This window comes from Streptomyces sp. NBC_01176 (assembly GCF_045039825.1).
Classification (GTDB): Bacteria; Actinomycetota; Actinomycetes; order Streptomycetales; family Streptomycetaceae; genus Streptomyces.
In genome coordinates this window covers 8,233,526-8,256,598 of record NZ_CP108600.1, presented here as the reverse complement: position 1 = coordinate 8,256,598, position 23,073 = coordinate 8,233,526, and the positions used below count along the sequence as shown (strand labels likewise).

The window sequence follows — 23,073 nt, the reverse complement described above, 5'->3', positions numbered from 1 at the left end:
ATGCAAAGGGGTGGTGCCCGCATTCTGGGGACGCGCGGTGCTGCCGTCGAAGACCAATCGGGGTTCGACTACATGCCTCAAAGGCATCGGCGAGGGTCAGAGGTCACGGCGTGCGCAACCGCCGCTGGTGGGCAGGCAGCAGCCGGGCGAGGATCTCAGCGGTGTGGCCGGGACATCGAGCGTGGCAACACAAATGACCAACGTGAAGCCTCTGCTTAAGCCTAAGCAGGCGATCTTGTGGTGAGAACCGCCGTACCAGGGGCCTTAAGCCGCCCCAATCGGCGACGACTCGGACGGCGCGGACACGCCACCCACCTCACCTGCGCCGTACAGGTCACCCGAGCGACCTGCCACGGAAGCGGATCTCCGGTGACCGTCCTTAGCTTGGACTCCATGAGTGCCACGTTCGACGGTGACGCCCCCATACCTATCGCGAAGCAGGCGACGAGCCCTGCCAACTGATCATGACCGTACACCTGCCACCCGGGCCCGCATCCCCGGCCTGACCAGGTCACGGATACGGGCGCGCTGCGCTCGCCCTGACGACTGGGTTCGATGTCAAACGACTAACTTCGCTGTCAAAGGACAAACTGTGTCCGTTGACAGCGAAGTTAGTCTGCTGTCGGTCTGTGACCTGGGCGGACTAGGGACTGTGCCGAGTTGAGATCACGGGTTTGGCTGTTTCGCTGTCCCGGTCCGGCCGGGACGGTAGACAGGCGGGATGACCCGGGGTGATCTCACGGACGACGAGTGGAGTGTGTTCGAACCGCTGCTGCCGCTGGGCGAACGCGGTCCGATCCCTGACCTGCGCAGACTCGTCAACGGCGTGATGTGGCGGTTCCGTACGGGCGGTCCGTGGCGGGACATGCCCGAGCGGTACGGGCCGTGGTCCACCGTCTACGGGCGGTTCCACCTCTGGGCCAGGTCCGGGGTCTTCCAGACGCTGATGGAAGCGGTGATCGCCGAGGCCGCCGCACGCGGTCAGGCGGACCTCGACCTGGTGAGCGTGGACTCCACCGTGGCCCGGGCCCACCATCACGCCGCCGGGATGGCCGTCGATGCGGAGCTGCTCGAAGCCCTGGAGAAGGCCGTCGCCGAGGAAAAGGGGCTCCGCCAAAGGGACAGAACGCCCCGGTAGCCGAGCCGGACGGGCAGGCGGACGCCGTCCGTGAGGAGCGGCGGCGCCTGCGCCGACGCCGCAAGGCCCGGCTCCGGGCCGCCGAACTGGGGCGCTCACGCGGCGGGTTGACCAGCAAGGTGCACCTGTCGGCGGACCGCCGCTGCCGCCCGCTGTCCTTCGTCCTCACCCCCGGCCAGGCCGCCGACAGCCCCCGCTTCACAGCTGTCTTGGAACGCATCAAGGTCCGGGGCGCGGTCGGCCGGCCTCGCACCCGCCCCGCCGCCGTGGCCGCGGACAAGGCGTACTCATCCCGAGCGAACCGCGCCTACCTGCGCAGACGCAGGATCCGGGCGGTGATCCCGGAGAAGAACGACCAGGCGGCCAACCGCGAGAAGAAGGGACGTCGTGGCGGGCGACCCCCTGCCCATGACGCCGTGCTCTACCGCGACCGCAACACGGTGGAACGCTGCATCAACAAGATCAAGGAGTGGCGCGGGCTCGCCACCCGCTACGACTAGACCCCGGTCAGCTACCTCGCAGGACTCCACCTACGCGGCGCGGTCATCTGGCTCCGCAGCCTCACATGAAGATCTCAACTCGGCACAGTCCCTAACTTGGTTGGCAAGAAACTTCCTTGGTCGACCTAGGGCAGGAGGCTTTTCGAGCCGCAGGGGCCGGGTGCCGGTCGAACCCCTACGTCACCCCTTATGGAAACCCAAGGCGCACCTGGGGGCCGCGCTGACAGGATCGGCACATGCTTATCACTCCTCGCCCCGGCGCAGAACGGAAGAACATCCGGCAGGTCCTCAGCGGCGTCCACACCACCGCGATGAACCTGCAGCGGCCGTATCTCACTGCCTTCGAGCTCCCAGATCAGCGACCGGGACCTCGACGTTCTGAACGTCCGCATCCTCGAAATCGCCGGACTAATTGCTCGCTTGCAGGGACCCAGGGAGCTGACAGAGTGGCGCTCCGTTGCTGGCCAGAGCCTTGGAGGGAAGCATGTCGGCGTCCGAAATCGGGTATCGCGTGGTGCGTCATGGAGACAAGGCGCCGAAGGACGGGACGCTATGGCGTACCGAAGCGGAGTCACGCAGCAGGGTAGCGGCGGGCGATCGTCCAGCGCTCCAGGAGGTTCTGTTCTGCCTGCGTGCCGATCTCGTGGATAGCATCCGCGTGTCCAGGTGGGATGACCTGGGCGATCCGATCACCCGGGAGATGGTCCGCGACGAGATCCGGGATCACCGCGCGACACTGACCGTGGCCGGTGATGTCATCGAACCTGATCACACGCTGCGCAACACCGAGCGAGGTGTTCGCAACCAGGTTCAGGCTACCTGCGCTGCGCTTCGGGCTCTTCTTCCTCGCCAACGAGGCAAGCAGGGCCAGTTGGACATCGGCCGCGGCCTGAGCAAGAACGAAGTGGTGCGGCTCGCACACAAGTTGCACTTCGGGTTTCAACTGACGCTGGCGCAGACTGCGGACCTCCTCAACCAAGCGGGCTACATGTGGGATGGCGTGCAGGGTGAGCAGGACTTCAACAAGCAGATCGTTCACCGGCTCCTCCAGGACGCGTGCTGGGACGACGATGCCCCCCGGACGGTCGATGGCGAGCGGATCCGTACCAGCGGGAGGTCACATCAAGTTCTCCAGGAGATCGAGGTGATGGCCGTCTACGGACCAGACGACGAACGAGATCACCTCACACGATCGAGGGACGTCCAGAACATCGCGAAGGCGCACGACCACCTCTTCGCCTTCTCCTTTACCCCGAGCACTCCGGACTTCGGGCTCACAGACCTTCTCCACTTCGTGACCACACCCGCGCCTGTCCGCACCCTCTACGTAGCCGACTCTTCCCTCTTCCCCAGTGAATTGGACCGGCTGGTCGCGTACAGGTGGGTCGAGCACTTCGGCGTCCAGGTTCTGGAGGCGGGCAAGTCGGTGAAGTCGACCGTTGAAGGTTCCAGACAAGAGCGAGTTCTGCGGGAGGTGATCAAGACGTTCGCCGCCCTTCGGATGCACGACAGCCACACCGTGATCGAGACCACCCGGTCCATCGATCACGCGAGGGCCGTCGCGAAGCGCCTGCGGAGCCAGGCGGGGTACTCGTATGAGGAGATCGCTCGTCACCTCAGGCTAGAAGCGATTCCCACGCGGAAGCGCAGCGGCGACTGGGGCAGAAGCGCTGTCATGGATCTAGTGTCCGGTGATGCCGCCTCATGAGCAACGCCCGACGCGATGCTCGTCGAGAGCGCGCGCTGACCCGACTTCGCACGCATGCAGGCGTCACGCTGAGCCGGCACGCCCTGTCCCGGGCGAAGGAGCTCGGTTTCGATGAGAGTGAAGTGCTGCGGTGCGTCATATCTCCCGAGCAGACCTACGGAGGCGACCCGAAATACCCAGGTGCCCGGCGCGTCCACCAGCGTCGAGATTGCGCCTGCGTCATCGACACGGCGACCCGAACGGTGGTGACAGTGCTGCTACGCAATACGGGCCTATGGCAACACGGAACCCATACCCGGTGGGACATGCCTCGTGCTTGCTCAAGTTGAGCGCGGGTCATAGGCTCTCCGCCTCTTTCCAATGCGGAAAAGCGCCCCGGGATCTGACTCGCACTCTGCCCGGGGCGCTGTCACGTCGTTTCCCGCCACCCCTGCCGCTCCAGTGCCCGCAGGTCGAACCGCTCCCGCAGGTCGGCCAACCCTGGTGGCACTTCATCCATGCGGGCACCGGGGAGCGCCGCGTGACCCGTGATGAGAGCGATCCGAGGGTCCGACTCCTCGGCGACCACCTCGTCGTCCGCCTCAAGCGCTTCTTCGATGCGGCCAGGCAGGGACGGAGTCGAAGAGAGGACGTCGTTGCTGTGCAGCCCTTCCATGCCCATCAGCAGCGTCGAGGCGTATGACTCCTGATGATGCCCCGACCGCGCTGTCGGGCAGTGCACCAGGCACGACAGCGGCTTACTTTCGGCCAGTACGTCGCAGTAGCCGTTCTTACCCTTCACGACCAACTCGTCGATCTGCTGGGCGGGGGCGATCGTGATGCCGAGCAGGGGCTGCTGTTGACAGGGCTCAAGTCTCGTACACGGCCATGGCTCAGCCCTTTTACCCTGCAGGCAGTTGTAGAAGGCGTACAACGGGACCGGCGGGACCTCACCGTTCCGGCCTTCCCGTCGCGCGGCCTCGACCAGCAACCGACTCTGCCAGATCCTGCCGTCTGATCCTCTCCGGACTTTGTGTTTGAGCTCCTCGTAGCGTTCACCAGGGTGGTAGAGGCGCTTGGCCTGAATCCAGAGACGCACCCACGATGAGTCGCTCCGCTGGATCCACCACTCCCAGTCGGCGCCGTTCGCTCGTTCCTCGTGCGGCTTGAATCTAACGACCCGCCAGAAACGCGGGTCCACATGCGCAAGCTCCGTCAGAAGCAGGTCGGTGAGGGTCGTCTCGTACGCCTCGAACCCAACGGCACGTGCTCTCGCCATGCGGCGGTGCGTGGCACGAGCCTGTTTGGCCAGAGCCTTCGCCAAGTGGCATGCCTCCGGCCGCCCAGCCATCAAGTTCTCGATCACGTGGTGGATGTGCTTCACGGAACCAATGCGGGATCCCGGTGGTGGAGGAATGGGGGGAAGTGGCGGCGACGTCAATGGATCTCCCTGTTGCGGCTCCGCCTTTGATCCCTGGGCGTTCGCTCGGCGCTGCACTGACTTTGTGCCACCTACCGTACGGTCATGACCTGTTCCACATCGACGAGTTGACGAACGGGAGACCTCCAACTCCGGGGCACTCGGCGCTACGTCCCGATATGCCCAAGGAACCACACTGCGAAGGCAGACCAGGTAGCCATGAAGGCCACGTGCCCAGGACGGGCGTGGACACGGAGCCAGGCTGCGGATGCGTTCCGAGAGGTGTCGCCACTCTCGTCGTTCCCCAGGATGTTGATCTCATACGCGACGCCGATCAGGAGCAGGGTCCCCACGGCTGGTCGGCCGAGGTCATTCCCTTGCCTTTCGCTGTGGTCCGGTGCGGTCAGTTGCCGAGCGCCGACCATGCGGCGAGTCCGAGAGCTGCGAGGCTGGTCAGTACGCCGATGGTCGGCAGGGGCCAGCGGGCGCGTTCGAGGGCGGTGACTTTGCCGTCGAGTTCCCCGACGGCCTTGTCGATCTGGTCAGATCGCTGGGCGATCAGGGCGAGTTGGCCGTCGATGCGCGCCAGCCCGACTTCGAGGGCGCGGCGGAGCTCTGCCAGTTCAAGGGCTACCTCTCCGTCGGGCATGGCGCGGCTCCTGCGGTCAGTTCGTCGTGGACGGGGATGCGGGGTCGGTTCTCGCCGGGAGCCAGGAGGCGGTCCCGGTGCGGCCGAGAAGGGTGCCGACGGCGCCCTTGGCGACGGCCGGGCCAGCGGGGATCGCGGCGATGGCGGCGGACTGGAGGGTGGAGAGGTCGAGGATGTCGGTCGTGGCCGTCGCCAGGAGGAGGCCGAGGAATGCCTCGGCGTAGGTGAGGACGGTGCGCTCGGCGATGCCGGCGAGCAGCTTGGATGTGCCGGTGGTCGGGCCATGGTGGTGGTGTTCCTCTCGCTGACAATTAGGGCTTGGGGACGTGGAGCTTGGCCCAACTGGGGGCTCCCGGGATGCCGTTGGCGTCCGCGCCGGAGTAGCCGAGCTTGCGCTGCCAGGCTGCTTACGAGCGGCGGTCGGCGTCGGTCCAGCGCGGGCCGGGGCCCGTGCCGTACTTGCCGCAGCCCTCGGCGACGAGCCGCTTGCCCATCGCGGTAATGAGGGCCGAGCGGCGTCCGGTACGGAAGTAGCCCGCGCCGGGGAACGGGGCGTATCCCGACGTTTCCTTGTCGGACGTGGAGCCGGACGGCTTGGACGAACCGCTACTGGGCTCCGTGCTCGCGCCGAGGAGCCTCGCCATGGCAGTGCGGAAGTCGGACATCGTGATGCTGGCGGGGTCCGGCTTGCCGGGCTGCCACTCCTTGTGGGCGATTACCGACTTCTCGGACCAGCCATGCGCGCGACAGAGTGCCGCGCTCACCTTGTGCATCGCGTCCAGCTGGGCTTCCGGCCAGTTCTGGTGTTGATGCAATCGAAGCCGTAGAAGTGCGGGTTGCCGTCGGTGTTGGACCCGTTGTCGGTCGTCGTCTCCCGAACCGGCGTGGTTGGCGCGGCCGTAGCCGACGAGGTGGACGGAAACTGTTGTCCGGTGACACTTGTGGGATCTCAGATGGTGTGGCCAAATTGCACGGCCATTGGCCACCTCGTGGCCGATTGGCCACGGATCTGAGATCCCCGAGCCACCTTGCTCGCACTTTTGGGTGCAGCGGCCCCCCGCCCGGCCGCGCTGTCCGACCTGCGGGCTACGGTCGGGCCATGAGCACACGCGCGTACGAAGGAACGTCCTGGCCGGAGCGCTCCGGGCCTTACGGCGCAGTCCTGCGGAGAGGAACACGAGCCCTCGCGCCCCCGTAGCCGCCCCGTCGTCCCCGCTCGATACGAGTGCTCGTCGTACCGGCCATCCTGCTCGTGGCCCTCCTACGGACCCTCGTGAGCACATCCACTGCGCGGCCCTCGTCCGCCACACCCCCTGCCGTCCCTGACTGGTCGACCTGCCCCAGCAGCCGCCCGCCGCCGAACTGGCCTGGACCCGCGCTGGCCCCGTACCGAGGACACCCGGCAGACACATGGCTCCGCACCCCGGCACCAGGTGGCTCCGCCGTCTTGGTGGCGGCCGTCGCCACCGCCGTACTGCTCACGGCGCTCGCACGCGTCTGAAGGGAAACACGACCATGCCGGACCTCCGCGCCGAAGTGCGTGCGAAGACGCTCGACCGCATTACTTCGTACCAGGGGGCCAAAGACCGCTGGAACCTGTTCCGCAGCCTCAAGAACCTCATCGAACAGGCCATCCGCGACTACGAGCACCGCGCCCTGGTGGAGCTCCTGCAGAACGCCCACGACGCTCATGACACGGGCGACTTGGGAGGCCGGGTCCTGATCAGGCTCGACCACGACGAGGGGCCGCACGGCGCGGTGTACGTGGCGAACACCGGGCGGCCCGTCAGCCGCAGCAACTTCGACGCGATCACCGACATCGCCCAGTCGGACAAGCGCCCGGAGGAGGGCATCGGTAACAAGGGGATCGGCTTCAAGAGCGTTCTCCAGCTGACCGGAGCACCTCAGGTCTACTCCGTCTCCGAGGAAGGCGGCCGGGTCTTCGACGGCTACCGCTTCAGCTTCGCCGACGAGACCTCGCTCAAGGACCTCCTGGACGGCGACGCCACTCTCGCGGCGGAGGTGGCCGCCGACGTCTTCCACCTCTGCCTGCCCGTGCCCCTGGACAGCGTTCCCGACACCGTGAACGCCTTCGCAGCTGACGGATACGTGACCGTGCTGCGCCTGCCGCTGAAGAGCGAGGAGGCCCGGGCCGAGGCGGCCGAACAGCTGACCATGCTGTCCGCCGGCCCGCCGGTGCTGCTCTTCCTGCGCCGGATCGGCTCGCTCACTGTCGAGGAGCGGCAGGACGGCATGGTCGACCGGCGCACCCTGGCCCGGACCGAGCGGGCGGACGCCGAACTCGACCAACTCACGGTCAGTACGGTGACCGTCGGCGACGGCGGCGCCTTCGTCCTGCTCGACCGGCAGGTGGCGGCTGAGGCTTTCGGCGACGCGGTCGAACGCAGCGTGCTCGGCGACCACATCAGCGAGGGATGGCGCGACTGGCAGGGAGACGCCCGGGTCACGCTCGCGATTCCCGTCGAGGAAGGGTTGACCAAAGGACGCCTCTACACTCACCTGCCGATGGGCGAGCAGGCCGTTGCCCCCCTTCCGGCCCATGTGAACGCGCCCTTCTTCGCGAAGCTAGCCCGCGTGGACCTCGAGAAGACGGTCCCACTCAACGACTTCCTCCTGGACGAGCTGGCTCTCCTCGGGGCCGAGACGCTCCTCGCCTGCTCCGCCGGGACCCTGGAGCTCCCACCGACCCTCTGTGCGGACCTGCTGAGCTGGGACGCATCTATGTCCGACCGGCTGTCCCGGGCCTTCAAACGCCTCGGACACGAGGTCGGCACCGCCCCGATCATCCCCCTGGCCCTGGGCGCGCGGCCGTGGGCCTCCCTCACGGAGGCCCGGCTCTGGGACGACAAGGACCGGACCCTGTTCACGACCGACCGGCTGAGCCGGGACGCGGACGCCGTACTCGTACACCCGTCCGTCACCGGGCAGCGTGCGGCCCGGCTCGAGAAGGCCGTCGCCACGCTCGTCGGCCGCTCACCCCGGCCGTCGGATGAACTACTGGCGAAGTGGGCCGAAAGCCTGGCGCGCAGCCTCGCCGACGCGCCCTTTCAGCCGGAGTTGTGGGCCCGCTTCTACGACGAGCTCGCCGGCTGCGTCGAGCGGCCCCGCGCACTCCAGGGCCGCCGCATCCTCATGGACGACGACGGAAAGCTCCGGCTGTGCAACGCGGCCGACGGCAGGGTCAGGCGTGCCACGGCCTTCTTCTCGCCCAGAGCGGACGGCGAGGAACAGGCAGGATCCACGGAGCAAGGCCCCCGCCTTCCACGGTCGCTGCGCCACCGGGTCTTCTTCGTGTCGCGGAACATCCCGTGGAAGAACCGGCTCGGCAGCATCACGATCAAGCAGCGAGGCCGCCGGATGCTCGAAGACGGCGGTCTGGTCAACGAGTACCGCGCCGACGAACTGCTGGCACTGGTCGCCCGCTCCCTTCAGGACAAGCCCACGCCGGAGCTCGCGGCGGAGGTCCTCGCCTGGGCCTTCCGGCTCTCCAGGAGCGACACGGCACCGTGGCGGGACATCCAGGCCATGGGGCTGCTCGTCCCCGGCGCCGACGGTGTGTGGATACCCGCCTCGAAGGCCCTGCTCTGTGCCGAGTGGGGCGGAGAACGAGCGAAGCTGCTCGGAGAGCTCATCGACCGCGCGCAGGATGTCTCGGAAGAACTCGCGGTGCTCCGGGGCCGCTTGACCGCACCCCCGGAGCACCAGGCATTCCGGGGCGCGGACCGGGCGGAGTGGCGTGCCTTCCTCGGGCGTCTGGGGGTCGGCGCGGGGCTCTGCCCCGAGCCTGTGCCCCGCTCCACCCTGCGGGCGGACGGCCGTCACTTCACGGACGGCAGGCCCCCGACGATGTCCCTGCCGCAGGCCACCGCGGAAGTCTGGCTGCGCCATGTGGAGAGGGAACCCCCCACGGATCGGCGGCCGTACACCGAGTACGTGGGCCAGACTCCTCTGTATCGGCTGCCCGGCCAGGACGACCACCACCATCTGTCCGACGCCGCGAAGCGGGTGTACGCCCGGCTCGTGGCCGCCGGTTGCTCCGAGTGGGCCGCCGATGCCCTCCACGTCACCGTGCGGCGCTACAACGACCGGTGGGACTCCTTCAGCCTTCCCACGCCGGTGACCGCCTTCCTCGCCGAGGCCGAGTGGATGCCCGTCGCGTCCCCGCGCGAGCGCGCCGACTGGCGCTTCGTACGGCCTGATGCCGCCTGGACGCACGGGGACGAGGCCGCCCCGTCGTTCGTCCCCCTGCTGCCCTCGGCGCTGCGCCGTGCGTTCCAGGCGAACGACCGTGCGGTCCGTCGCGCAAGAGGCTGGGGACTTGAGCGGTGGGACTCCCCGGAGACCGCCGCGCGTCGGGTCCGCGAGCTCACCGAGCTCTTCCGCGACGGCGCCATCCCCGAGACGATGACGGCCGCATTCCGCCGGGCGTACGAGGACGCCTGGGCGGAGTGCGCCCAGACGCGCCAGGACCCCTACCCCCAGGGCTCGGAGGCGGCGGTCGTCGTCAGCCGGGGCGGTCGGCTCGAAGCTGTCACACTCGCCGACGACACGGACTCCCCGAACACCGTGGATCACCTGTACGTGGAGGACACCGACGCACGCCAGCTCGTCCAGCTCCTCGAACAGCGCGGTGCCCCGTTGCTCCGCATGCGCAACATGCACGGGGGCGCGGTGGCCGCGCTCCTCCAACGGTGCTTCGGCTCGCGCGTCCGGAGGATCTCCCGAGCACGAGTCGAAGTCCGGGTGGACGGAGAGGCGTTCCACGCCGGGACCGCGGGCGACCCGCTGATCACGTCCGAGCGCGACTGGCTCCTCACCCTCGTCGCGGCCGTGATCGACCTGCGCGCCAGCCGCTTCCGCCGCCCCACTGCGGAGTCCGTGCGCCGCGGTTGCGCGATCGCCAAGCGCATCCAGATCGTCCACGCCGGCGTCCTGACCTCCGTCGTGGACGAGATCGCCGAGCGGCCCGGCCACGGCGGCAGACGGTGGCTGGCCGTCCCACACCAGGACACCCCGACTCTCCTGCTTGAGGGGCCCAGCCAGGGCGAGGAGGACCTGCTCCAGCGGTCCGCCGCGGGGATCATGGAACTCCTCCACCACCCCGAACTCGCCGACACCCTCCGCATGGCCCTCCTCGACCTGAACACGGCCGGCTGGGGCCCGGGTCAGAGCCCGGACGCCGACGCGATCGCCGACGTCCTGGGCGAGGACCGGGCCCGGGTGCGCGAGATCACCGCAACCCTGCGACAGCCCCTGGACGCCCTCCTGGACATCCTCGTGCCACTGCTCGCGACGCTCGACCTCGAAGCGGCCCACGCCCTCCTGTCCAACGACGAGGCCCTCGCCTCAGAGACCGAACTGGACCGCTGGCTCGCCGCCCGGCTGACGCCGACGGACCACCGGACGCTGCGGGCGGCGGCCCGCCACCCCGACCTGGACACCGCCCGCAGGGCCATGTCGCTGTCGCTGCGCGAGCTCAACGCCGCGATCGCCGCCCTCGGTTCGACCTACCGGCCGCTGCGCAACGCCGAGGGCATCGAGCAGGAGTTCCGGCACTTCGTCGCCAGCCGGCGACGAAGCATCCTGGACGCGCTGCGGGTCGGCTTCCTGGACGCGTTCCGGTCCGGGGCCCCCCTGACCTCGTACGCCGAGAACCGGAATTTGACCGGACTCGTGCCGGACACCGCCTGGGCGGACGAACACCTCCATCTGGAGACCGCCCTAATGCAGGCGCACGTCGACCGCTGGCTCACCGGACTCGGGGCCCCGCCGCTCGGTACGGACGCGGGGCTGACGCCCGTGGACGAACTCCGGCTGACCAACCGGCCCCTCCTCCTGGAACGGCTGAAGCGCGCACGGACCCTGATCCACGCGTGGGAGGCCGCGCACGGCGAGTCCACCTCCGGCCTCCCGGGGGACCCGGAGAACCTCACGACCGAGGCCACCGCCGCCGGGCTACTCGACTTTTTCCCGCTCGACGACGCCACGACGCTGCACTGGCTCCGAACCGGAGACCGCTGGCCCGCCGCCGTCCCGCTCGCCCTGACACCCGGAGACCTCGGCCTGACGACTGGTCAGCTGGACGACGCCGAACGGCAGGAGAAGAGGGAGCGGCGGCTGCGGCAGGAGGAGCGGCGGCACATCGTGGTGGACCGCACGAGGATGTCGGCGGAGGAGGACAACTACCACGCGATCGTGGAGGCCGTACGGGGCGGCCTCACCCCCGAGTTCCTCGGCTCCGCGGGCGACGCCCCGCTCGTCGCACTGGGTCGGCAGACACAGCGGCTCCCCGGCGCCGGGCGCCCCGGATTCTCCGCTGGCCGACGGGGCAAGCTCTCCGACACACAGGCGCTCGCGGTCGGACTCGCGGGGGAGGTCGCCGCCCTCGCCTGGCTCATGAACCGGTACGACGCCGTGGACGAGAGCGCGTGGGTGTCGGGCTACCGCAACAAGGTCCTGGGTGACGGCATGGGCGACGACACGCTCGGCTACGACCTCATCGTCGAGAGGAAACGGTCGAGCCTGCTCTTCGAGGTGAAGTCCTCGGCCGGAGGCGAGGGGGAGTTCGTCCTCTCGCCCACCGAGATTGCCCGGGCGCGCTCCCTGAAGAAGCGAGAGACGTACCACATCCTGTACGTCTCCCACGCCCTCGACGCCGACCTGCGGAAGATCCACCTCCTACCCAACCCGCTCCACCCCCGGTCGGCCCACTTCTTCCGCTCGGTCGGCGAGGGCCTGCGCTACAGGTTCCAGCTGTCACGGACGGGGGAGCGCCGGACGGGGACCTGAGCGAAATAAGTGCTTGGCAACCCAATCCAGTCGGGCCAAGTCAACGCACTGATCGCGACCAACCCAGCTGTCAAATGACAACTGCATGGTCCGGCGTTGTGGCGTGCGCCAGCCTCATGTGGGCAGGGGGGCCAGCCAGTTGTCGCTTGGTCGGTCCATCCAGTCCGAAGTCCCATGTCGAGGATTTGGACACGGCCGTGAGACTGAACGGCTGGCCAAGCCGTGAGACACGACGACAACTACCAGGTCACGGAACCGCCGCTGGCCATGGGCGGCGAGACCCTACAGACGGCTGTGGGATCTCAGATTCCGTGGCCGATCAGCCGCAACCAGAGGCTGGTTGGCTAGACGGGCGCGGCATGGATCAGACGTCACCTTGGGAAAAGACAGTGACGGTGTCAGGGTCTGCTCCTATCTTCAGACCATGACCGTCACCGCACGGCGGGAGCTGGTGAGCCCGGCCACCCGCAACGCCTTCCGCTCTCTGGCCACGGACCTGACCGTCCGGATTGTCGCCGAACTGTGGGAGGACCACGGGTTCGCGCCCAGCCCGCCAGATGAGCTGAAGTACCAGGACTCAGGCCAGCGGCGGACTGAATTCATGCTCTACGCGGAGGGCGTCGACTGGTCGGATCCGAGCCAGGTTCGACGTGTACTCCTGGTCTTCGAGGACTTCATCCGCGCGTACCGGAACCCGGACGATCAGGGAACTCCGAAGTGGCTTGACGACATCAGGGTTCGCTTGGAGCGGGACGGCTTCACTCTCGATAAGGAGGGGAGGATCTCCTGGTCCAACCCGCCAGTGCTGGTCCGCGACCTCAGCACCCTGAGCGACGCCTCCGGCATCACGATCGAGTTGGAGCGCATTCGGAGGGACCTGACCACCGATCCCCATGGGGCCATCGGCGCGGCCAAGCAGCTCATCGAGGCAACGGCGAAGACCGCTCTTGGGGAGCTGAACATCGAGGTCGACCGGAACGCCGCGCTCCCAGCCCTGATCAGCACGGTCCAGAAGGCGCTGAAGCTCGACGCTGGCTCGGCTCCTGATGGGCCGGACGGCAGCAAGGCCGTAAAGAGAATCCTTTCGGGCTCGGTGAACATCGCAGTCGGCGTCGCCGAACTGCGCAACCAGGGTTTCGGTAGCGGTCACGGTCAGGCGAGCGCACCGTCTGGGCTTGGAGTGCGTCATGCCCGCCTGACGGTCAATGCTGCCGTGACCTGGTGCGAGCTGATCCTGGACACGCTCTCGGACCCCGCCGCGCCGTGGCGCAAGACCAAGGTCTGATCACTTCGCGAAGAGGGCCAGGTTTCGGGGGGGGGAGCAGATCGCGCCACCCGCGGGCGTGACTTCAGCTCACCAACTTGGACCTCCCGCCCACCGGTCCCGGCGGGCCGACTACACCCTGAGGAAATGCCCCGGCCATGAGACGGACCGGCTGTGCCATCAACTTGAGACAGCGTAAGAGCTGCTGGTCAGCAAGGACGGCGTACCACGAGCCGCGAGATCCTACAGCACCGAACCTTGAGCGAATCTCGCCGAAGACTGACGGATCGCAGTTCGTCTCACCGAAGGTTAAGTACGCAGGTCAGGGCGTTGCCGCAGTGGTCCGAGAGCCTGTCTGCTCACCGCTCCCGTGTTTGCCGGACGACTGGGATACCTCGCCGGTCTGCCATCGTCACCCCTCTGACCTGCGGCGTAGTCGGTGCTCAGACTTTCAGTAAGACGGCTCAAGGTTCGGTGCGACATGGACAGATGTCTGGGACGCGGGGCCCTTGCGTCCCGTGCTCGGAAGCCGCTGGGGCTCCCTCACGCCCATCGGGAGACTCGTGAAGGTGTTTCATCGCTTCTGCTCCACGAGGCCGAGTCTCAAAAATAGTCCCGAGAGCACGCAGCACCACCTATGATAAACGTGAAATTTGGTCGCCCGCACGGAAAGGCGCAGCTTTGAGTGATCTTGATGGTCTGATCTCACCTGAAGAAGCAAAGAATATTCTGGATTCAGCCGATCCGCGCATAGCGGCGGAGGAGGAATGCCGGAAGCAGAAGGTTGAACACAATTGGCAATTGCAGAACACGGAACCTTACCTTCGAGTTGGCCTCCCGAACGGCCGCGACAAAAAGTGGAGGGTCCTGAACAAGGAGAGATCTGATGCCTTCCTTCGCCACAATTTCGCATCCGTTACACATCTCGGCGATCTCGACGCTTGCTTATTTCGCGATACAGGAGTTATTGAAGCCTCGATTCTTCCACGCACGTCTGGCACTTCATGGCGATACGAACGGGCCATTATCGAATTGCCTGGAATCCGGAGAGTTTCTGGAGAGCAGTCGACTCCAGACGAGGAGCAAGACGCCGATCCAGCGCCGGATGTTGAGCCGAATGAAATAAAGCCCGAGGATGATTGGGTACTTGGATTTGAGCGCCCTGAAGGAACGCCGTTCGGCGTCGAAATTGGGACCGCGAGCGAGCGATTCTCGGAATTCAGTACGCGAGGTAATATGCGCCGAGGGCGCGTACCTGGCACGAGCAGGCCCGACAAGTTTACGACTCTCAGAATTTCAGGGGTGACGGCTACACGCCATGACGAGGCACTGAGGATATTGAAGCGCGTTTCTGATTCCCTCTTCTTTGAGCTAGATTTGCGTTTCGATACTGCACTCAAAGTTGCACCGGCACGTCCGGCCCGTTATGTGCGACGTCGACGCTCTCTTGAGGATCCCGGCGAAGGCGGTGGGAGTGTTACCCGCTCTCCGCGCACTCAATATGCAGAAAAGCCGCTGAGTCTGTACTGGTACGCCAGGTCGGCAGTTGGCCTTCCGCTGCTGGAATTCCTTGCCTATTACCAAGTGCTCGAATATCACTTCCGTAGCTATAGCCGACGCGGCACCTTGGACAAAATTCGGCACGAGCTGCGTGATCCTCGGTTCGATGTGGAAGATGACTCGGATCTCGAACGGATTCTGACGCTGACCTCGCAGTCCGGAGAAGGCTTCGGATCCGAACGCGAGCAGCTGAAAGCAACTGTCAGAGGGTGTGTGGCTGAATCGCACGTGCGTGATTTCATCAAAAATGACCCTTGGCTAACAGAGCACTTCGACGCGGATCCACTTAAGGGGGTTACGGGAATTGATGCCAACAACAAGAAGACCGGTTATGACTTGTTGAGTCAGCTCGCAGACCGCGTGTATGACATCCGATGTCGTATCGTTCACGCAAAGGAGGATGGTAAAGCTCCAGGCGAGAAGACGTCACTCCTACTACCCTTCTCGAAGGAAGTCGAATCGCTAGGGCCTGATATTGCGTTGGTCAAGTTTCTTGCCCAAAAGTGCTTGATTGCAGGAGCGTCAAGGCTGCGGCCCTAATCCCGCTCGGTAGCGGTTCGTGTGGATTGGTGGCTTCTACGCCCCTCTCCTGTCGCCTCACCCAGCGTCCACGGAAGATGATGACAACCACCACGAAGCCTTCGGGGCTTGTGGAGAGCCGGGCGCGGTGCCAAGTCGCATGCCTGGTTCGGGAAGCGGCTCCCGGGAAACGGGCCGGTCGAAAGACCGGAACCGCGCCCCGGCCGGGCCGACTTCACCAGACATCTGTCCTGTCGCACCGAACCTTGAGCCGTCTTACTGAAAGTCTGAGCACCGACTACGCCGCAGGTCAGAGTGACGATGGCAGACCGGCGAGGTATCCCAGTCGTCCGGCAAACACGGGAGCGGTGAGCAGACAGGCTCTCGGACCACTGCGGCAACGCCCTGACCTGCGTACTTAACCTTCGGTGAGACGAACTGCGATCCGTCAGTCTTCGGCAAGATTCGCTGTCCCGTCTCAAGTGATCTGGTCCGAAGCCGCGGCTGTGTTCTCTCGGGGGCGACCAGAACGGTTGAGACACCTGGGCGGACGAAAATCTCAGTTGATCTGGACCCTGGCGTATGAATACTGGCTGTCGTCTCAGTTGGTCTGGTCTGCTTCCGGCGTTTCGAGTCGGACTAGTGGAAGAGCGGGCGAGAGATGACCATGCACGATGACCAAGTGGACGTGACCACCGAAACCGTTGCGACTTTGATCCAGGAACAGTTCCCTCAGTGGAGCGGCAAGGCGATCCGACTCCTGCCGTCGACCGGGACGGTCCACGCCATCTTCCGCATCGGGAACGACCTCTCGGCGCGTTTCCCACTGCGTCTGGCCGATGCCGCCGAGGCGCTGGCGTTTCTGAAACAGGAAGCCCAGGCGAGCGCGGAGCTGGCGCAGGTGTCTCGGTTCCCCGCCCCGGAACCCGTCGCCTTGGGAAAGCCTGGAGCGGGTTACCCCATGCCGTGGTCGGTCCAGACATGGCTGCCGGGAACGGTCGCCTTTGATGCCGACCCGAGTGGGTCGGACGCTTTTGCCGAGGACCTTGCGGCCTTCATCGCAGCCCTCCGGGAGGCCGAGACGCGGGGGCGGCTTTTCAGCGGCGAGGGTCGTGGTGGCGTTCTCGCTCACCACGACGATTGGATGGCGAAGTGCTTCGAGGAGAGTAAGGGGCTGCTCGACGTGCTCCGGCTGCGCCAGGTGTGGAGCCACTTTCGGGAGTTACCACGCACGGGTGCCGACGTGATGAGCCATGGTGACTTAATTCCCGGCAATGTACTGGTCGCGGGAGACCGGCTCAGCGGCGTACTCGACACCGGCGGCTTCGGCCCGGCCGACCCCGCTCTGGATCTGGTCAGTGCCTGGCACCTGTTGCAGCCGGGTCCGCGGGAAGTGCTCCGGCGGACACTGGTCTGTGACGATCTGGAGTGGGAGCGCGGCAAGGCATGGGCGTTCCAACAGGCGATGGGTGTTGTCTGGTACTACGTCGAGAGTAATCCGACGATGAGCAGAATGGGGCGCCGGACACTCGACCGCATTCTGGGGTCGATGGAGTGATGTCGCCCCGGTTATAGGCCGTGATAAAGACGATCGCTTGCCGCCCCCACCGACAGCAGCACCAATGGGAACAGATCATCTGAGACGACGAGCGAATCGGGCCAGATCATTTGAGACAGAGATCAGATCGGCTGAGACGGAACATTCGCTCAAGGTTCGGTGCGACGGGACAACTGCTGTCCTTTGGAAGTTAGTCGGTGGCAGCGCCATGACCTGGGGCGACTAGACTAGCTTCCCTGTCAAAGGACATCGTCGACTGGGCCGCTCACGATCCCACCTCGGGACGGCGGACTGCTCCCGACCTCCCCGTGCTGCGGATGGTGTCTGATCTACTGGGCCCTGCCGCCTCGCCCCAGCGGAAAACTGTGGGCGCACGCGGGCAGCACGAGGGATCATGAGGCATGCGTCCGGATGGCTGGCACCTCACCGAAGACCTCGACGGCTTTCTTGCCCGAGCCGGAGACTTCCTGCGCTCGCGCCCTGCCCTGCACACCGTCCCGCTGACGGTGACCGAGGCACTGCGTTTACGCGGCGCGGACGCGTGCGGCGCCGAAGCCCCCCTCTTCGGCAGCCTTGAGCGGGCGGGCGAGATCCGCGCGGCCTTCTTCCGCACCCCGCCCCGCCGCCCGTACCTCACCCCGCTCACCCTCGAGGAGGCCGACACCCTCGCCGCCCACCTGGCCCGCCTCGGCCACCGCCTCCCCGGCGTCAACGCGGACCACCACACCGCCACCTCCTTCGCCGATGCCTGGGCGCGGCACAGTGGCGCGACGCCGACGCTGCACGAGCGGGAGCGCCTGTACCGCCTCGGCACGCTCACACCACAGGAGCCACTCCCGGAGGGCCGAAGCCGAGTCGCGGGCGAGCAGGACCGTGAGCAACTCATGCTCTGGCACCGCGAGTTCATCACGGCCATCGGAGGAACCCCCGCTGCGGACAGCAGCTCATGGGCGGATACACGCATCGCCCAAGAACGCGTCACGCTCTGGGAAACCCCCACGGCACCCCCGCCTCCATGGCGGGCGTGACCCCGATGGTCGCCGGCCAGGTCCGGGTTGCCCCCGTCTACACCCCGGCCCACCTACGCGGCCGCGGTTACGCGGGCGCCGCGACGGTCGAGGTGAGTAGGGCCGCGCTGGCCGCAGGCGCGGCGGAGGTCCTACTGTTCGCGGACCTAGCCAACCCCACCAGCAACGGCCTCTACCAGCGGATCGGGTACCGCCCGGTTACCGACTTCGCGGTGTACGACTTCTCGTGTGCCGGACCGGAAATTCGTTGAAGAATCTGAGGGCCCCGTGACATCAGCGCAGCGAACGTCCCTGCCAATCAGGGGACTCGACTTCGCCAGCGACACCTCGCTGTACTTCTTCAACGAACATGCGGCGCAGAACACTGGCCGAAGGGCTCATCCTGCTCGCCAGACGGGCTTGCGAAGCCAACGAACAGCTCTACTGCTGGATGTCGATGTGAGGCGGCCCGACCTGGATATCCGCGTCATCTCCGGCCCGAGCGGACTGCGTTCGCTGTCACACACCATGAATCGACTGCCTTCGTTGTCAACGACTGGCTTCGATGGCAGCGGACAACTGCCAATTTCGCGCTCCCGTTGGCTGCGGCTCGGGCCTCTGCGGCGAGCCGGGCCCGCTAATCTCTGGCTGCTATGGAGATCCCGGACCCCGCCGGACCGCCGTACATCGATCCGGACCGCGAAGACCCGAAGCGGCCCGTCTGCGGGATCTGCCCAGCCGCCCTGTACCCGCGCGAGCAGTTCGTGGTCTACAACAGGCCCTCTTGGGAGTGCCCGTTCCATCCGGAGAACGGGCACCGCTACACCCACGACGAAGGGGTGCCGGCCTGCGTCCACCCGGACAAGATCGGCCTACGGCCCGACAGAATCGCCCCGCCGCCGAAGGCGTCGCCAGACCCGGGTGAGACACCGACCCTCCGCCGCGGCTGGAGCCTTCCTTGGAGCGCACGTCTCTGGCAGCGGCGACGCCCGTCATGATGTCCCGATCCGCCAAGACGCACCGAGTTCCGCAAGGCGCCCTCGAAGCGCGCCACGCTGCTCCTCCAGGTCTTGCGACGCAGGCGAGAGGAGATAGACGTTGTCGCGGTAGAGGCGGAACCCGAGCCTCTGCAACCCTGGTCGATCTTGGCGTTCACGCGGTCCCACTCGGCCTGGCCCGTCAGACGCTGGCTGCTGAGGTCGGCGATACCGGGCGAGCAGGCGATGGCCCGGCAGCCGGCCATGAGCCGGTGGATCACCTCGCAGCTGAGTACGGCCGCCAGGCCGTGCCCACGCCACGCAGGATCCAGCGTCACCCGGTCCATGACGAGCAGCGCGGAGCCGACGTACTCCAGCAACTCGCTGACCTCGCCGGTGAAGAAGCCCGTCTCGGGATCGAGGAGCACCTGGGCGGTCTCGTACAACTCCTCGGATTCCTCTTCCATCGCCCAGTACGCATTCCGGGCACCATCGAGGTGCACGCGGTAGAACGTCATCGACCCCACGGTGGCGTCCTCGACCGTGCACGAGGGGCAATCCGCTGTGACGCAGCTGCTCGTGCCCGCCGGCCCACGGTCTCCGTTGTGCACACGCCGACGGTGGAGGACGGCCACACTCCATCGCTCCAGCGTGTCGGCCTGCGGGGTGTCCCAGAGTTCGTCGTCGTATGAGATGCGCAGGTGCAGGTCGGAGGGATCACCTGGAAGCTGAGGCCGCTTGCTCACCCGGTAGTCCTAGACCTTCAGGTCCTGCACGATGGCTTTAAGGACCGTGCCCGAAGCCTCGATCGGCGTGGGCATCACGGCGCCGATGACCATTCGATGCACGGCACCGCCCGATAGCAGCGACGGCTCGGGCTTCTTGGTCACGATCCGCAACGCGCCGCGTCCGGGAGCCCCCTCGATCCGGTAGCCGGGTTCGAGACGACAGAGCCACCCGTGGTCCACCGCCACCGCGGCGCCCCGTAGCGCGCCGATACACAGGCCGCGGGTTACCCACGCAGACCAGGCGACCTCGCTCCAGTCCGAGCCGTCCGCCGGGTCAGGAATGACGTCTGAGAGGTCGGGGCGCTGCTCAGCCACCCAGCGTGAGGGCTGCGCTTTGCGCAGGACCCACTGTCCGTCCCGGGCGACCTCGCCAGGATCGAGCCCTGGCGTGAGGCGCATATCCAGAGCGACGTGGCCATCGGTGATCCGGTCGCCGTGGACCCAGACCTCGTCCATATTGACGACCCAGTCGCAGAGCCGCTCCATTGACGCTGTCACTCGTTGTGCTCCCAGTAGAGATCGTTGCCCTTCCACAGTAGGGCGGGGAACACGAAGGACCAACGAGAGATGCACCCGAAATCGAACAAGTGCTTGAATAAATTCATGGAGACCGCGCCCTACCCCGACGACCTGCTGCAAGCCCAACGCGAGTGGCACCGCACATACGAGGCACTCTCCGCACTGCCACCCGCCGCGGGGGCCACGGCGCTGCGGCGACGACTCCTCCTGCTGTCGTCACGGATCGCCCGACACCCGCACTGGCCAGCGCAGCGTTGCTCGTCAGCTGCTCACGCGGAGCTGCGCCGCGCGGTCCGGGCACAGGATCGCCCGAATTCACCGTGAATGCCCGCGGGGACGCGCCGATCTCGCAACCGGGGCTCAGCGCAGACCGTCATGTCCGGCGCTGAGGGTCGGGCGCGAGCGTGATGGCCATCCAAGGCGCCGCTTCCTCGCGGTAGCTGTGTCCGACCGGGGCCAGTTCAGCGCTGTGGGAGAGACTGAAGATCGCCACCATGATCATGTCCGAGCCGTCCGCGACGGAGGTGAGCTGGGTGCGGCAGCGCTGGCAGGAGCCTCGATGAAGCGTCGGCCAGGTGGAGAAGTACGTCGGCTCACCTCCCGGGCCCGTCCACTTCAGGGCGTCCCTGTGGAATCCGACCCACGCCATCGCCGGCGCACCGGACAGGCGCGTGCAGTGCTCGCACGAGCACAAGTGGGGGTCGTCCGGAATACCGGACGCCTCGTACGCGTGGTCGCCACACTGGCAGTGCCCGGTCCATAGGTCGGGGACGACGATCGACTCGGCCATGGGTGGCTCCTCTGGTGCGAGAACTCTGATTTCCCGCGGCAGCTTGCCGCACCTCTGCACGCTCGCGCTGGCGTTCGGTATTGTCCGACACCAAAGAGGCGGCAAGTCCACCCCTGGCGGTGAACGCGCGTACGAGTCTTCACGGTTCGGCGATACGCAAGGACCACGTATGGGCGGCGGGTGAATCGACCGCATTGCACACCGCCTCCGCTCGCATCGGATACGCATCCACGACAGAGCCCCCGAAATCGAATGATTCCGGGGGCACTCCGTCATGCTGTGAGTAAGGTCAGCTCTCGCTGGAGCCGTCGTCGGTGGAGTCGTCCGTGCGTCGGCGGCGAGCCGCAATGAGTGCGCCTCCGCCGGCAGCGATCAGAACTCCGGCACTGCCGATCAGCCACGGGGTGGCGTCGGCGCCTGTGTGCGCGAGCGAGCCCGCGGGGGCGGGCGTCGCAGTGCTCGACGCGGCCTTGTCAGCGGTCGGGGTACCCGAGGCGGACGGCACCGAGACGTCCTCGTCCTTGCCGGGCTTGCTCGGGGAGGGCTCGTCGCTCGGCTTGTCGGCGGGCCTATCGGTCGGCTTCTGCGTGGGCGGCGGGGTGGTGGCGGTCTTGGCGTTGGTGACGGTCACGGTCACGGGGGCACCGGGACCCGCGCTGAACGTCTTGGACGGCTTGTAAAGGTCGTAGCCGGCGGGAGCCTTGATCTCTTTGACCCAGAACTGCGTCTTCCGGCTCGACACCGGCAGCTCGCCAGAGGCCGTGCCCTTGGAACCAGTTGTCAGGGTGAGCAGCGTCGAGGTGCCGGTGCCGATGTTCACGGTCGCACCGGGCAGGAGCTTGCCAGTCTTGTCGTCCTTGGCCTGCAGGAGAACCTTGGCAGCCTTGAACGGGTCGGTGATCGTCAGCCGTGTGGTCGCGCCCGGGGTGACGATGACGTCCTGGTCGGCGACGACCTCGTGGAGCGGGCTGCCGGAGGCAGTCTCCTTGAGCCGGTAGACGCCCGGCTCAAGGTCAGGGAAGGCCAGCTTCCCCTGTGCGTCGGTCTTCCCCCGTCCGGCTTCCTGGCCGGCGGAGTCGAGCAGCAGGAACGCAGCGCCGGGGAGCACATCCCCGGCCGTGTCCTTCGCGGTGATCTCGACGCTGCCCGCGTCCGGGGCCGGTGTCTCGGCGGGGGCGGCAGAGGCCGAGGGGGTCAGTTCGGAGGGCTGGGCGCTCGCGGCCGGCGCCCAGGTGAGGGTGCCGGCCGCCGCGACGGCGACGGCGGCGGATCGGACGAGACGTGCGTGCACGAGGTAGAGGACTCCTTGATCAGTAAGGGAAGGTCAGCGAGTGCGGCCGGTCGGCGAGCGGTGCGGGCGGGCAGAGCGGGCGTCGGATAGCTCAGCGGGTGCGGGACCCGGCGGGGGTGGCCGGCGGGACGGGAGTGCTGCGTGGGGTACGGCCAGCCGCGCGTCTGGGCGCGGACGCGGCCCAGGCACCGGGGAACCAGACGGCGGTGTACTGCTCGATGGCATCGCGCAGCCCGGTGGTGACGGCCCCGTCCCACGGGGGTCGGCCGGGGCGGTGGTACTTGTCGAAGGTGCCGTACTGCTTGGTGTTCGGCCGGGTGTTGGTGGCTTCGTCGCGGCGGTAAAAAGTTCCGTGATCCACGAAGCTGAGCGCCACCGCGTCGATCTCGCCGCGGTCCGGGTGGAGGACCGCCACACGCAGCCCGCCGTAGGTGTCCGCGTGGATGGTGCCGGTGAAATCGATCCGCAGCCGCAGCCGTGCGCCGGGGACGGGGGCGGCGAAGTAGGTGTTGCCCACGACGGCGTGGTCGTGGAAGGGGAGGAACAGCTCAGCGAAGAACTCGGGGGCTTGCAGGGACAAGAAGGTGTCTCCGGTC

13 protein-coding genes and 3 pseudogenes are annotated in these 23,073 nt (G+C 66.9%); 8 read left to right on the top strand and 8 right to left on the bottom strand.

The features are described 5' to 3' along the window. Positions 1–396 precede the first annotated feature (396 nt). The 3 genes and pseudogenes from OG199_RS35915 to OG199_RS35905 all read left to right on the top strand — a co-directional run. Positions 397–506 (top strand): annotated as a pseudogene (locus tag OG199_RS35915) (XRE family transcriptional regulator); the annotation flags it as partial. Between the two features lie 215 nt (positions 507–721). After that, positions 722–1,707 (top strand): annotated as a pseudogene (locus OG199_RS35910) (IS5 family transposase). A 415-nt stretch (positions 1,708–2,122) separates the two neighbouring features. Then, positions 2,123–3,346: a hypothetical protein gene (locus OG199_RS35905; RefSeq protein WP_207315670.1), complete on the top strand. Its 1,224-nt coding sequence runs from the start codon at positions 2,123–2,125 to the stop codon at positions 3,344–3,346. Between the two features lie 409 nt (positions 3,347–3,755). Here the strand turns inward: OG199_RS35905 and OG199_RS35900 are convergent, their stop codons facing one another. The 3 genes from OG199_RS35900 to OG199_RS35890 form a co-directional block, all read right to left on the bottom strand. Further along, positions 3,756–4,709, bottom strand: coding sequence for a DUF6615 family protein (locus OG199_RS35900; RefSeq protein WP_207315669.1), 954 nt, complete (start codon positions 4,707–4,709; stop codon positions 3,756–3,758). A gap of 439 nt (positions 4,710–5,148) precedes the next feature. Then, the gene (locus tag OG199_RS35895; protein ID WP_207315668.1) at positions 5,149–5,394 is read right to left on the bottom strand and encodes a hypothetical protein; all 246 of its coding nucleotides are present in this window, start codon (positions 5,392–5,394) and stop codon (positions 5,149–5,151) included. 407 nt (positions 5,395–5,801) lie between these two features. After that, the gene (locus OG199_RS35890) at positions 5,802–6,677 is read right to left on the bottom strand and encodes a peptidoglycan-binding protein (RefSeq protein WP_405832974.1); all 876 of its coding nucleotides are present in this window, start codon (positions 6,675–6,677) and stop codon (positions 5,802–5,804) included. Between the two features lie 232 nt (positions 6,678–6,909). Here OG199_RS35890 and OG199_RS35885 point away from each other — a divergent pair, with 232 nt between their 5' ends. The 5 genes and pseudogenes from OG199_RS35885 to OG199_RS35865 all read left to right on the top strand — a co-directional run bounded on the left by OG199_RS35885 (position 6,910) and on the right by OG199_RS35865 (position 18,384). Beyond that, entirely contained in the window at positions 6,910–12,204 is a 5,295-nt protein-coding gene (locus OG199_RS35885; protein ID WP_277312413.1) for a sacsin N-terminal ATP-binding-like domain-containing protein, read from the top strand. 424 nt (positions 12,205–12,628) lie between these two features. Beyond that, a complete protein-coding gene (locus OG199_RS35880) occupies positions 12,629–13,489 on the top strand; it encodes an abortive infection family protein (protein WP_207315666.1) in 861 nt (286 codons plus the stop codon). 660 nt (positions 13,490–14,149) lie between these two features. Then, positions 14,150–15,568: a hypothetical protein gene (locus OG199_RS35875; protein WP_207315665.1), complete on the top strand. Its 1,419-nt coding sequence runs from the start codon at positions 14,150–14,152 to the stop codon at positions 15,566–15,568. Between the two features lie 640 nt (positions 15,569–16,208). Next, positions 16,209–17,105, top strand: a complete 897-nt coding sequence (locus OG199_RS35870) for an aminoglycoside phosphotransferase family protein (RefSeq protein WP_207315664.1) — start codon at positions 16,209–16,211, stop codon at positions 17,103–17,105. Positions 17,106–17,506: 401 nt separating this feature from the next. Next, positions 17,507–18,384, top strand: a pseudogene (locus tag OG199_RS35865) (GNAT family N-acetyltransferase). 548 nt (positions 18,385–18,932) lie between these two features. Here OG199_RS35865 and OG199_RS35860 read toward each other — a convergent pair. The 5 genes from OG199_RS35860 to OG199_RS35840 form a co-directional block, all read right to left on the bottom strand. Then, complete coding sequence (locus OG199_RS35860; RefSeq protein ID WP_207316196.1) at positions 18,933–19,607, bottom strand: hypothetical protein; 675 nt, start codon at positions 19,605–19,607, stop codon at positions 18,933–18,935. Between the two features lie 237 nt (positions 19,608–19,844). Next, positions 19,845–20,363 (bottom strand): hypothetical protein, encoded by a 519-nt coding sequence (locus OG199_RS35855; protein WP_207316195.1) that lies wholly within the window; start codon positions 20,361–20,363, stop codon positions 19,845–19,847. A 406-nt stretch (positions 20,364–20,769) separates the two neighbouring features. After that, positions 20,770–21,186 carry a GFA family protein gene (locus tag OG199_RS35850; protein ID WP_207316194.1) on the bottom strand — a complete coding sequence of 139 codons (417 nt, stop codon included), beginning with the start codon at positions 21,184–21,186 and terminating at the stop codon, positions 20,770–20,772. Positions 21,187–21,475: 289 nt separating this feature from the next. Further along, a complete protein-coding gene (locus OG199_RS35845) occupies positions 21,476–22,477 on the bottom strand; it encodes a collagen binding domain-containing protein (protein ID WP_405832970.1) in 1,002 nt (333 codons plus the stop codon). A 91-nt stretch (positions 22,478–22,568) separates the two neighbouring features. Further along, positions 22,569–23,057: a hypothetical protein gene (locus tag OG199_RS35840; RefSeq protein WP_277312401.1), complete on the bottom strand. Its 489-nt coding sequence runs from the start codon at positions 23,055–23,057 to the stop codon at positions 22,569–22,571. Positions 23,058–23,073 lie beyond the last annotated feature (16 nt).

What these genes read in the sequence shown, in the direction of transcription:
- OG199_RS35905 (WP_207315670.1), top strand. Translation starts at nt 2,123, where the DNA reads ATGTCGGCGTCCGAAATCGGGTATCGCGTGGTGCGTCATGGAGACAAG.
- OG199_RS35895 (WP_207315668.1), bottom strand. Translation starts at nt 5,394, where the DNA reads ATGCCCGACGGAGAGGTAGCCCTTGAACTGGCAGAGCTCCGCCGCGCC.
- OG199_RS35890 (WP_405832974.1), bottom strand. Translation starts at nt 6,677, where the DNA reads ATGTGCTCACGAGGGTCCGTAGGAGGGCCACGAGCAGGATGGCCGGTA.
- OG199_RS35885 (WP_277312413.1), top strand. Translation starts at nt 6,910, where the DNA reads ATGCCGGACCTCCGCGCCGAAGTGCGTGCGAAGACGCTCGACCGCATT.
- OG199_RS35880 (WP_207315666.1), top strand. Translation starts at nt 12,629, where the DNA reads ATGACCGTCACCGCACGGCGGGAGCTGGTGAGCCCGGCCACCCGCAAC.
- OG199_RS35870 (WP_207315664.1), top strand. Translation starts at nt 16,209, where the DNA reads ATGACCATGCACGATGACCAAGTGGACGTGACCACCGAAACCGTTGCG.
- OG199_RS35860 (WP_207316196.1), bottom strand. Translation starts at nt 19,607, where the DNA reads ATGACGTTCTACCGCGTGCACCTCGATGGTGCCCGGAATGCGTACTGG.
- OG199_RS35855 (WP_207316195.1), bottom strand. Translation starts at nt 20,363, where the DNA reads ATGGAGCGGCTCTGCGACTGGGTCGTCAATATGGACGAGGTCTGGGTC.
- OG199_RS35850 (WP_207316194.1), bottom strand. Translation starts at nt 21,186, where the DNA reads ATGGCCGAGTCGATCGTCGTCCCCGACCTATGGACCGGGCACTGCCAG.